Source organism: Pseudomonas sp. MPR-R2A5 (assembly GCF_058793055.1).
Genome location: NZ_JBXAFK010000017.1, coordinates 21,360 through 33,128 on the forward strand (window position 1 = coordinate 21,360; position 11,769 = coordinate 33,128).

Below are 11,769 nucleotides of genomic sequence, written 5' to 3' on the forward strand. Positions count from 1 at the left end.
TGTCAAGCGGGTGTTTTGATGAATATTGGTGAGCTGGCAAAGCGGAGTGGGTTGGCGGCGTCGCGTATCCGCTTTTACGAGTCCGAAGGTCTGATCAGCCAAGTGGGGCGCCAGGCCAATGGTTATCGACGCTATGCGCCCGATGCCTTGCAAACGCTGCAACTGATCCAGAGTGCACAACAGGCCGGGTTTACCCTGCAGGAACTCAAGGCATTGATGCCTGCGCCGGGGGAGCACAAGCGTGAGGAGTTAATAGAGGCGCTGGAGCGCAAGGTGGCGCAGATCGAGGTGATGCAGGCGCAGTTGGCTCATAGCAAGGCGCAGTTGCTGGACGTAATCGAGGCGGTACGGGCGCAGCCGGAAGGCGTGCCGTGCTCCATGGGACAGAAGCAGGTGCTGGCGTCGATCAAGATCGGTGCCTGAAAAAACTCCGATTTGCACCGCCAGGCAGACCCAAATGTGGAAAATCCCACTACCCCGTGGCGAGCGGGCTTGCCCCGCGTTGGGCTGCGCAGCAGCCCCAAAACACAGCCCCGGAGCTGCCTGGCACACTGCAGCGCTCTTATTGGGGCTGCTTCGCAGCCCAACGCGGGGCAAGCCCGCTCGCCACAGCCACAGCCACAAGAGTGCGGGCACACCGAGCCTGGGTGAGGTGCCGAGTGGTGGGGCAAGCCCCCTCCCACATTCAGCGCGGGGCATCCGTTAGAGAGTCGTCAGCTCACGGCAATCCCACATTTGAAGCTCAGCGCCGCCGGAACAGCGGCAGCGGCTCATCCGTTGCAGCCTGGTACGTCACCGAGAAGTCCTTGAGGCTTTCCAGCGCCGCGTACGGGTCTTTGTCGGCGCGCAAGGCGAAGGCATCGAACCCGCAGCGGTGCAGGTAGAACAACTGGTCGCGCAACACGTCGCCAATCGCCCGCAGTTCGCCTTTGTAACCGTAACGGTCACGCAGCAAGCGTGCGTTGGAGTAGTTGCGTCCATCGGTAAAGGCCGGGAAGTTCAGGGCGATGACCTGGAAATGCTCCACGTCGTCACCGATTTCCTCGGCTTCTTCATCGGCGTCCAGCCACACGCCCAGGCCGCCATCACGGGCCTTGAGGGCGTGGCCGTGTTCGCGCCACAGGGCCAAAGGCACGATCAGGTCGTCGCAATTGGAAATGCTGTCGAAGCTCGTGTCCTTGGGCAGCAGGTGCCAGGTTTCATCGATGACTTCGTTGTTCTTAATGATTCGCTGCATAGACGCGCTCCTTGAACAGGTCAATGCCGATGCGCTGGTAGGTGTCGATGAAACGCTCATCTTCGGTGCGCTGTTCGATGTAGACGTCGATCAGCTTGCCGATCACCTCGGGCATGGCTTCCTGGGCGAAGGACGGGCCGAGGATCTTGCCCAGGCTCGCATCGCGGCTGGCGCTGCCACCCAGGGACACTTGGTAGAATTCTTCGCCTTTCTTGTCCACGCCCAGGATGCCGATGTGGCCGACGTGGTGGTGACCACAGGCGTTCATGCAACCGGAGATGTTCAGGTCCAGCTCGCCGATGTCGAACAGGTAGTCCAGGTCGTCGAAACGGCGCTGGATCGATTCGGCAATCGGGATCGACTTGGCGTTGGCCAGGGAGCAGAAGTCGCCGCCCGGGCAGCAGATGATGTCGGTCAACAGGCCGATGTTCGGCGTGGCAAAACCGCTTTCGCGCAGCTCGCCCCACAGGGTGAACAACTGGCTTTGCTCAACGTCCGCGAGAATGATGTTCTGCTCGTGGGAGGTGCGCAGTTGGCCGAAGCTGTAGCGCTCGGCCAGGTCGGCCACGGCGTCCAGCTGCTTGTCGGTGATATCGCCCGGTGCAACGCCGGTCGGTTTCAGCGACAGGGTCACCGCCACATAGCCCGGCTTTTTGTGCGCCAGGGTGTTGCGGGTGCGCCAGCGGGCAAAGCCTGGGTGCTGCTGGTCGAGCGCTGCGAGCTCGGCGTCCTGATTGCTCAGGGCCTTGTACTCGGGGTCGACAAAGTGCTTGGCCACACGGTGCACTTCGGCGTCGGTCAAGGTGGTCTGGCCACCGCGCAGGTGCTCCATCTCGGCATCGACTTTCTGGGCGAACACCTCAGGGGTCAGCGCCTTGACCAGGATCTTGATCCGGGCCTTGTATTTGTTGTCACGACGGCCGTAGCGGTTGTAGACCCGCAGGATAGCGTCGAGGTAGCTCAACAGGTCCTGCCACGGCAGGAACTCGTTGATGAACGCGCCCACCACCGGGGTACGGCCCAGGCCGCCACCCACCAGTACACGGAAACCCAGCTCGCCGGCCGCGTTGTACACCGGCTCCAGGCCGATATCGTGTACTTCGATGGCTGCACGGTCCGAGGTCGAGCCATTGATGGCGATCTTGAACTTGCGTGGCAGGTAGGCGAATTCCGGGTGGAAGGTGGTCCATTGACGGACGATTTCGCACCACGGGCGTGGGTCGATCAGCTCGTCGGCGGCAACCCCGGCGAATTGGTCGGTGGTCACGTTGCGCAGGCAGTTACCGCTGGTCTGAATGGCGTGCATCTGCACGGTGGCCAGCTCAGCCAGGATATCCGGCACATCTTCCAGCGCCGGCCAGTTGAACTGCACGTTCTGGCGGGTACTGATGTGGGCATAGCCTTTGTCGTAGTCGCGGGCAATCTTGACCATCATGCGGGTCTGGCGCGAAGTCAGTTGGCCATAGGGCACGGCCACCCGCAGCATCGGCGCAAAGCGCTGAACATAAAGGCCATTTTGCAGGCGCAGAGGGCGGAACTCTTCTTCGCTCAGTTCACCTGCTAGGTAGCGTCGGGTCTGATCACGGAACTGCTTGACGCGGTCCTCGATGATGCGCTGATCGTATTCGTCGTATACGTACATATAGGTCCTGTTCTCGGCAAATCTGCGCGCACGGCCGCGCACTCCCAACGGAGCCGGCGCACGATACCAGTTTGCGTTTATGCGCAAAAGTGATGTTTGAGTATATGCAAATAACCAAATTGACTAATGAGAACCGTTATCGAGATACCCACATTTGTCATGCGGGCAATCGTGAACTTTACTGTGATCGTGTTTGAGTGCAATCACCTATAAAACTGACAAGAGGCGATGCAATGAGCAATCCGACAAAAGCCCGTAAACCTGACAGTACCGTTGATGCCTGGGCCATTCTGTTTTTGATCATTCTGGTGGTGGGAACTGCCGTGTTCTGGGTCAGCCACCAATAAAGGACCTTGATTGAGCCTCGATTGGTTTGGGCATTGCCACTATCATGGCGGCCTATTTTCGAGGCTCAAACATTCATGTTGAAGGTGTTGATTACGTGTGTCTGGTTGCTGGGATCGACGTATGGGGTGATGGCTCATGCAACGTCGGTGGTGTTTCTCAATCCGGGCATGTCCACGGAAACCTTCTGGGTCAGCTACACGCAATTCATGCAGGCCGCCGCCAAGGACCTCGGCCTGGAATTGCGCGTGCGTTATGGCGAGCGTAATGCCGACAACACGCTGCTCCAGGCGCGTGAGGTACTGCAAGGCAGCCAGCCGCCCGATTACCTGGTGCTGGTGAATGAGCAATACGTTGCACCGCAGATCCTGCGCATGGCTGAGGGCAGCGGCGTGAAGCTGCTGGTGGTGAACAGCGCGCTGACCCCCGACCAGGTGCAATTGCTGGGAACCCGCAGTAGCATCCGTTTGATCGGCAGCCTGGTCGCTGACGATGAAGAGGCTGGCTACCTGATGCTTCGCGACCTGTTGCGCCAGCATGGCCCGGTTGCGCCCGGTCAATCCCTCGACCTGTTGGCCTTTTCCGGCGTCAAGACCACGCCGGTCGCGCAGTTGCGTGAACAAGGCATGCGCCGAGCGCTGGCCGAGCATCCCGAGGTGCGCCTGCGTCAGTTGGTCTACGGGGAATGGAACCGCGAGCGCGCCTTCGAGCAAGCGACGCAGTTGTTCAAGCGCTACCCGCAGACGGCATTGGTGTGGTCGGCCAGCGATCAGATGGCGCTGGGCGCGATGCAGGCGCTCCAGGCCAGTGGGCGTTTACCGGGAAAGGACACGCTGTTCAGTGCCGTCAACAGCTCGCCGGAGATCTTGCAGGCGCGCCTGGACGGGCGTTTGTCGTCCCTGGTCGCCGGGCATTTCACCGTGGGCGGCTGGGCCATGGTGCTGATCCATGATGATGCAAAGGGCGTGGATATTGGCGCATACGGCGGGCGTGACCGTCAGTTGGCGTTATTCCAATTGATCGATGCCGGCCAGGCGCGGCGCTTGTTGGGGCCGACACCGTCGGTGAATTTTCGCGCGCTGTCTGCCCAGGGCAAGCCGGTGTCCTATCGCTACCCCTTCAGCCTGCGTCTGTTGCTGCGCTAGACGCCGGCCAGGTGCAGCACCAGCTTGACGATCCCAAACAAGGTCAAGGCAAACACCACCGTGAACAGGATGCCCAGAATCACAAAGTGGCTGGGCTTGCCGTGGGTAAAGTCGCGGGCGCGATTCTTGCCGCTCTGTACGCCAAAGGCGGCGGCCAGGACGCTGTGAAGCATCTGTAGAAACGTCGGTGGTTTATTGTTCGAATCGTCCATGAGCTGCCTCACGCACTGGGTTGAATAAGCCATTGCCAGAGCATAGCTCGGCTCTGTATTGGCGGTTAAGTATCTACCCCCAGGCCGCCGAACGGCCGTGATCTTCTGATGTGCTCTTAATGAGGTATCAGGAGTGACACCATGCCGGACCGTTCCAAGGGGCTTCATGTCCCGTTTATCAAGCGTCGTTTGCCTGACTGGACGCAGCACCTTCATAGCGCCCACCTGGAGGACATGACCGACACGCGCGATCTCGCGCAACGCTTTATCAGCGTCTACCCAGACCTGTTCGACCAGGCGTCGCCCATGCTGCGCCAGCGTTTGCTCGACAGCCAGGCCCGCAGCAACACCTCGATCCAGCAATTGGCCAGGACCCTCAAGGACTTCAAAGGCATCACCGAGTTCTGCAAGCCGCTGTTGATCGAGGCCATGCGCAAGAAATTCGGCCAGACGCCGGATGTCGTCAAGACCCATCTATACCATCTGCGCACGTCGAGCCCGGTCGATGCGCAGCCGCTGTTGCAAGCCGCGATGCGAAACTTCGAGGCGAACGAATCATTTGACGAAGTTTCCCTGCAGGAAACCAGTGCACTGGCTCCAGAGGGTTCGTTGGAAAGTGAACGCTATGACGAGACCGATAGGTACCCGTTTGGCAAAACCCGCTACCTCATCCGTAACAAGTTATCAATCAAGCCCGCGGATTTCGCTGGCCTGTGCCGAGAGCTGGATTTGGGCAAGCACTATCAGAACCATCTGCGTGCGGTGTTCCAAACCCCTGGTACGGCCGCCGTCGTGCGTCAGCGGACAATGACGGCAAGCAAGGACCGGCTGCGCGTACAAGCGCACATTGCCAGGATGAAGTTGGACATTGACGAGAGCGTGTACGTTTCGCTGTTGGCGTTCCTCGATGGCACAGGGCAAGCCCGATTTGATGGGAAACCCATGGTTTTCAGTCGCTTGAGTATTCTCGGTTCGACCTTGAGCGACGTGTTCATTATCGGTAACGACTCACGCCAGGCACGAATCGAGTTGCAAAACCCTTGGTACAACCTGATTCCCGGCGTGTGGGTCGCCAAAGGAAGACTGCCTCCCGAGCCCCGATTCGTGGTGTATATCCCTGGGGACCCGGTCAATCCCCTCAAGACTTACGCGTCGGTCAGTGCGTTCGCCAGCGAACTTGGGGTCAAGCTGCGGCACCCCCCTTATCAACGCTTGTTCGCAAGTCTGGTGCCTCATGGAGAGTCGCCAGGATTCCTGCGCCGCCTCAAGAACCAGCTGACGGTTTATCGCTGGAACCCGAATCCGGTCTATCCGGGCCCGCCGTACAATCCCGAAACCTATGCCAACGGGGTCTATGAGCAAGTCTGGAACACCGAGATGAACCTGGCCCTGGAGGAATCGGTCATCGACGGTGAGGTGTTCGGGGCCCGTTATGATTTCCACCTTGCCCGAATCAAATCCAACGCCGGGTTGCTGGCCCGGCCGACCGGTGTCGTAGACCGCGAGGCATGGATAGAGCGACTCCAGCACTACGCTGAATGGGGCATGAACCTGCTGAACGTAGCGGCCTTCTTCGTTCCGGGGCTGGGCGAGATGATGATGGGCGTCACGGCCGTGCAACTGGGCTACGAAGTCTTCGAGGGCGTGGAGGCCTGGAGCGCGGGCGACGCCGACGAAGCCTGGCAGCACTTCAAGTCGGTGTTGCAGAACGTGGCTTACATGGCTGCATTGGGGGCTGTCGCGAGCAAGGGGCCAGCGGTTCTGCCGTCCCGCTTTGTCAACAGCATGTCGAAGGTGACGACGCCATTCGGCAAGGTGCGTCTATGGCACCCGGACCTTGCGGCCTACAAAAGCAGTGCCTCGCTTGAGGGGCTCACCCCCAATGCGTTGGGGCAGTATCGGCTGGGGGGCAAGACCTATATCCGCATGGAGGGCAATGTCTTCGAAAAGACCTTCGATCCCGAGATCAAGCTATGGAGAATCCAGCACCCTACGGTGCACGATACCTACCAGCCCATTCTGAGACACAACGGCTTCGGGGCCTGGCGCCACACCTTGGAGCGTCCGTTGGGGTGGGATCGCGTCGCGTTGATGCGGCGGATGGGGCCGCATATGGAGCCCTTCACCGACGCGCAACTGGAGCAGATCGCCGACGTCAGCGGCGTCAATGACGATCACCTGCGCCGGTTACATACCGATCATCAGCCGCCGCCACCGGTACTGGCTGAGACCGTCCGGCTGTTCGAGCTGGATCGCCAGACGGACGAGGTGATCCGGGATATCCGCCAAGGTGCGTGCCGGGAGGGCCTGTGCCAGTTCATGGTGCCGCTGACGTTGGAGTTGCCGAATTGGCCGGTGGATGAAGTGTTGGAAGTCTTCAGCGGGCCGGAGCCCTGGGGGGGCTCGCAACGTTTCTCTGCGGCGGATGCAGCCGATACGGCAAGGCCCACCATCAAGATCACTCGGGCTGAAGTCGATGCCGGAAAACTGCCAGAGCGCGTGCTGGAAAACCTGGACGACGGGCAAATTGCACGCTTGCTGGGTAGCGAAAACCAGCAGCCGGATGCTGATCGCGTCCAGGTGTTCAGGGATCGTTTGGCCGACCATGCGCAGCGCCGCAGGAAGGCAGTATTCGATAACCTGATGAGCCGGCAAGCCGCCCCGGACGCTGACACGCAGATCCTTCAGCGCAGCTTTCCAACGCTGTCGCCCGAAGCGGCGCGGCAGGTGTTGAGCCATGCCAGCGACGAGGTGCTGGGGCAATTGCGCAGCACCCAGCGGGTTCCCCTGCGACTGGCCACGCAAATACGTGTGCATTTGCATGAAAGCGGCGTAAGCCGGGCATTGATCGGCCTGTCCGTGGAGAGCCTGGCGTCCTCGGCCAGCGATCGCCTGGCACTGCACTGCCTGGAACACCTGCCCGGTTGGTCGGCGGATACACGGGTGGAGGTGCGGTTGCACGGGGTGAGGGGGCCGCTGGTGGACAGCATCGGCGGCGAACAGGCCGCCACGCGCTACTGCCTGGTAAAGGGCGGCGATTTCATTCAAGCGTTCGATGCCCAGGGCAAGGCGTTGAACAGCGTGCCGGCGTCCGGGCGCAATCTGTTTGAATCGCTGCTGGAGGTCGTGCCCGCGCCAGTACGAGAGTCATTACAAGGCAAGCCGAGCGAGGCACTGCGCAAGCAGGTGGTCGACTACGCGCTCAGCCATCGTGACGACATGTCTCGGATCATCAAGCGCGACCCGCTCAAACGCGGCGGCGGGCGATTGTTGCGCCGCCCATCCGGCCGGTTCGGTTATGCGGCCAGCGGCGATGTTGCCGGTTTCGCCGATGAAGCCCTTGTCGCCAGGGTGCGGGCGATCTATCCCAATGTCACGGATCAACAAGCCTTGCAGTTTGTCAGGAGCCGCCTCAGCGCGGGTGATACGGACCAGCAGGTTTTTCATCTGTTGGAAAACCGACGCAGGGAGTTCGAAGGCTTGTGTTCCACATTGGATACCTGGGTTGAAGGTGTCTTGTCGCCTGATCCACGTGGTTCGATACGGACACACCTGCGGGGGATCGCCGATCGGATCATTGACTGCTGGAGAAACGGTCTGTACCGCGGACTGGCGCCAGCGTTCGAGCTGGACATCGCGAGTACATTGTCCGTGCCGAGGCTGGCCGCCGACTTTTCCCATGTGCGCAGGCTGCGATTGACCAGTCTACAGCTTGCCGGCAGCGACCTTGAGCGGATGTTTCCTGCGCTGAAAAGCCTTGAACTCAACATCAGACCCCTGCACATACCGATGTTGGCCGATCAACTTTCGTCGCTCCAGACCCTGACTGAGCTCAAGCTCACCTTTTCTGCCCAGGGCGTGGGCGATTCGCTCGCGTTGTCGCAAGCCTTGCAGGGGATGACGCAACTGGAGCGGTTGCATCTGGTCGGCAATATTCCTGAACTCGATTACAGCACGCTGCCTCGTTTGCGAGCCCTGACGCTGGCGGGGCCCATGGACCAATGGCCGACCGGGGTTCTAGCCCTGCCGGCCCTGGAGTCGCTGGATTTGTCCGGTGTCGCTGTTCAGTCTTTGCCGAACGAACTGTTCAGCGGGCACGAGGCGTTATGGCGCCGATTGCAGTTGAACTGGGGGGCGTTGGAGCCAGAACAATTCACGCGGGTGTTTGACTACGTGCACGATAACCCCGGCCATTTGGTCGAGGAGTCGCAGGTTATTGCACACCACTGTCACCAGCGCCTTGGGGCGTTGGTGCCCAATCATTGGCGCTTTGCTGGCGACGCTTTGGCCGCTTTACGCCGTGAAGGGCTGGAAGGGCGAGGGCTGCTGGATAAGGTTGTGGCATTGGAGCAAGAACACAGCGCTCTGGATGGGGCGCTGGAACAATGGCAGGCCACGCCGGTACGCGTCGACGGGCGGCCAGCATCGGTGCAGGGGCGCAGGGCGTGGGCTGACAGGGTGCGCGCCCTGTGGCGTGACGCGCTGGTTGCTCGCTACGGGGGCGGGGAGCCTGAGGCGGGGCCCTCCCGGCTCTTTGACGAGCCGCGTCGCACCGATCGATGGAGCTTGGGCGATACCAGTGGGCTGGGAGACCTGCCTGCGCTGGGCGATGTTCAGTTCACCCAGATACGTGTCCTGAGTCTGGCAAGGGCCAACCTTTCCACGGCGCAAGCCAATGATTTGCTTCTGCATTTTCCCAACCTGGAAGAACTCGATCTGAGTGGCAACCGGCTGACCGATCTACCCCAGGCCCTGGAGACGCAGCAGCGGCTCACCAAGGTGAACCTGTCTGGCAACGAACTGACGATCACCCCCTCGATACAAGCACGGCTCAATCGCCTGACGTCCCTGCAGGGGCTCGACCTGGCGGGCAATCGCCTCACCGGGCTTAGTGTGAATGCGCTGATGGAGTTGCAGTCTCTGAATGTCAGCCGCACCCAGCTCCGGGCATGGCCGGAAGGGGTGCTGGACCTGTCGAAACTGCGCTTTCTGGATTTGAGTTACAGCGCTATCACGGAGGTGCCCAATGCGCTGTGGACGGACCACGATATCCTCTTGGCGCACACCTCCTTGCGCGGTTGCCGATTGAGCCCGCAAGCCATCACTGCGGTGCAGGCGTTTGCTGACCGTACCGCCCCGGGCACACCGTCGGCGTTCCTCTATAGAAGCCCGCTGGGCATCGACCGGCCCGTGCTCGCTGCCGGCAGAACCGGAGGCGACCCGGAGTTTTTCCCGGAAGAAGTGTCGGAACAACCGGATTTGTTAGTGCCACTGCCTGTAGACGTGCCAGGGCAGTTACCGTTGACGTCGGCCGAACGGCTGCAACGTCTTGATCCCCAGCTTGGCGCGGGCCAAGCCGTTGAGCGGCTGGACGCCTGGTTGGGGCAGGGGGTGAGCGCGACGCAAATCGAGGATGCATTGCGGCTGTGGCAGGAGCAGCAGGTGCAAATGATCCAAGGTTTGAATCGCTGGATTGATAACCCTGCGGTGCGCAGTCGTGATGGGTGGGTCAACGCGCCTGATCGTCGTCGTGCCGCTGAGCGTTTGCTGGCGTGCTGGCGCGAGACCCTGCGCGAGGTGCGCAGCGCAGAGGCGGTCGCGAACGATTATGCCCTTGATTTGAGCGGTTTGACGGTGGGCGACCTACCGGCCCTGCCGATCACATTCAGGCATGTGGGAACGCTGGATCTGAGCAATGTCGGGCTCACGACCGCTTCGGATGCGTTTTTGCGCGCATTCCCCAGGCTGGAGAGCCTGATGCTCAACGGCAATGGCCTGGGCGCGCTGCCCGACGCGGTGACGGGGCTTGAGCGGCTGACCCGGCTGAGTGCCCACCACAATGAACTGAGCGATGCCCCGTTGCTGCAGCGCCAATTGCGCGCCTTGCCGCAACTGCAACAGGTCGACCTGGAAACCAACCACCTGGATAGTTTCGATGTGGCCGGCCTGGACCGGTTGCAGGTCCTCAACCTGAATTACAACAGGCTCAGCGACTGGCCCGCAGGTGTGCTGGAGGCGCCCGCGCTGACCACGCTGGGCCTGCGCAGCAACTACAACATAGAGACCATTCCGGTGGGGGCATTCTTGCCGGAACATAATGCGTTGATGGCTGGAACGGACCTGTCCGACAACATGTTGGAGGAGAGAGAGTTCCTGCGGTTGCAGGAGTATCAGCGCGAAACGGGCCGGGGCTTGGGTTTTACCCCCCACGACATCGACGAGTTGCTTGCAGGCTTCCATTCCGAAGCCGAGGACGATGAGCCTGGTCTTGCGCTTCACCCGGAGAACGAGACGCCGGAACAGGCCAAGGCCCGGTGGTTTACCGGCGGCGCCGCCGACTCCGAAAGGCAGGCGGTGTGGGACACGGTAATGGCACAGGACGCGAGGATGGTTCAGGAGGAGGGGGCGCCCGAGGGCACGCCAGGTGACTTGGCGACTATATTGGGACAACTGCGCCATACCCGGGATTTTCAGCTGGACCGCGCCAATCTCACGGAGCGGGTGTGGAACGTCCTGGAAGCGGCGTATGGCGATCAAGCGCTGCGCGAGCGTCTGTTGGGGATCGCCCGGGCGTCAAGGCATGGTGCGACATGTGGCGATGGCCGGATCTTATTGTTCAATGCGCTGGAGGTCGAGGTGTTTGAGTTCAATGCCTTGCGCGCCATCGACCCCGCCGACAAGGGCCGGGTCCTGCTGAAACTGTCCAGAAAGCTGTTTCGTCTGGCTCAGGTGGAAGCCCAGGCCGAAGCGCGCATCCAGCAGAACCCAGGCATAGATCCCGCGGAAATTCGCCTGGCTTATCGTATTGGCCTGGCCCAGCGCCTGGAGTTGCCGACCCAGCCCAGGAGCATGCTCTACAACAACCTGTCCCGTGTAATGGCGGCAGACTTGGATGCGGCCTATACGGCGATAATCGCCCAGGAACAAACCCCGGCGTTCATCGAGCAACTGACCGTGCGTCAATACTGGGTCAATTACCTACAGGAAAAGTACCCGGATAAGTTCTCGGCGGTGCAACAGACGCTGGATGACGCCCTCTCGACCTTGGAGGATCAATACGCCGAATTCAATCCGGCGTATTTCGAGGCGTTGCAGGCCCTGCAAAAAACCAATGAGTCGGCCCGGCGCAAACTGTTGAACGAGCTTTCAACCGGCGAAATAGCCGATTTGGGCGACTAACTGGTCGTC

Annotated in this window: 6 protein-coding genes; 3 read left to right on the top strand and 3 right to left on the bottom strand. The window is 60.9% G+C overall.

All coding sequences use genetic code 11. From position 1 onward, the window contains the following. Positions 1 to 18: 18 nt before the first annotated feature. A complete protein-coding gene (locus AC1Q6I_RS14125) occupies positions 19 to 423 on the top strand; it encodes a MerR family transcriptional regulator (protein ID WP_069075862.1) in 405 nt (134 codons plus the stop codon). 319 nt (positions 424 to 742) lie between these two features. On the opposite strand, the gene AC1Q6I_RS14130 is transcribed toward AC1Q6I_RS14125, so the two are convergent. Further along, entirely contained in the window at positions 743 to 1,237 is a 495-nt protein-coding gene (locus AC1Q6I_RS14130) for a DUF934 domain-containing protein (RefSeq protein WP_024075118.1), read from the bottom strand. Next, the gene (locus tag AC1Q6I_RS14135) at positions 1,221 to 2,879 is read right to left on the bottom strand and encodes a nitrite/sulfite reductase (RefSeq protein ID WP_102625399.1); all 1,659 of its coding nucleotides are present in this window, start codon (positions 2,877 to 2,879) and stop codon (positions 1,221 to 1,223) included. Before AC1Q6I_RS14135 ends, AC1Q6I_RS14130 begins: the two co-directional genes overlap by 17 nt. Before the next feature lie 422 nt (positions 2,880 to 3,301). Between AC1Q6I_RS14135 and AC1Q6I_RS14140 the strand changes: the two genes are divergently transcribed. Next, positions 3,302 to 4,369 carry an ABC transporter substrate-binding protein gene (locus AC1Q6I_RS14140; protein WP_069075863.1) on the top strand — a complete coding sequence of 356 codons (1,068 nt, stop codon included), beginning with the start codon at positions 3,302 to 3,304 and terminating at the stop codon, positions 4,367 to 4,369. Here the strand turns inward: AC1Q6I_RS14140 and AC1Q6I_RS14145 are convergent. Next, positions 4,366 to 4,581 (bottom strand): DUF2970 domain-containing protein, encoded by a 216-nt coding sequence (locus AC1Q6I_RS14145; RefSeq protein WP_024075121.1) that lies wholly within the window; start codon positions 4,579 to 4,581, stop codon positions 4,366 to 4,368. The genes AC1Q6I_RS14140 and AC1Q6I_RS14145 overlap by 4 nt on opposite strands. Before the next feature lie 141 nt (positions 4,582 to 4,722). Between AC1Q6I_RS14145 and AC1Q6I_RS14150 the strand changes: the two genes are divergently transcribed. Beyond that, positions 4,723 to 11,760, top strand: coding sequence for an NEL-type E3 ubiquitin ligase domain-containing protein (locus AC1Q6I_RS14150; protein ID WP_102625398.1), 7,038 nt, complete (start codon positions 4,723 to 4,725; stop codon positions 11,758 to 11,760). Positions 11,761 to 11,769 lie beyond the last annotated feature (9 nt).

Excerpts from the sequence above, each read along its gene's own strand:
- AC1Q6I_RS14125 (WP_069075862.1), top strand. The coding sequence starts at position 19 with ATGAATATTGGTGAGCTGGCAAAGCGGAGTGGGTTGGCGGCGTCGCGT.
- AC1Q6I_RS14130 (WP_024075118.1), bottom strand. The coding sequence starts at position 1,237 with ATGCAGCGAATCATTAAGAACAACGAAGTCATCGATGAAACCTGGCAC.
- AC1Q6I_RS14135 (WP_102625399.1), bottom strand. The coding sequence starts at position 2,879 with ATGTACGTATACGACGAATACGATCAGCGCATCATCGAGGACCGCGTC.
- AC1Q6I_RS14140 (WP_069075863.1), top strand. The coding sequence starts at position 3,302 with ATGTTGAAGGTGTTGATTACGTGTGTCTGGTTGCTGGGATCGACGTAT.
- AC1Q6I_RS14145 (WP_024075121.1), bottom strand. The coding sequence starts at position 4,581 with ATGGACGATTCGAACAATAAACCACCGACGTTTCTACAGATGCTTCAC.
- AC1Q6I_RS14150 (WP_102625398.1), top strand. The coding sequence starts at position 4,723 with ATGCCGGACCGTTCCAAGGGGCTTCATGTCCCGTTTATCAAGCGTCGT.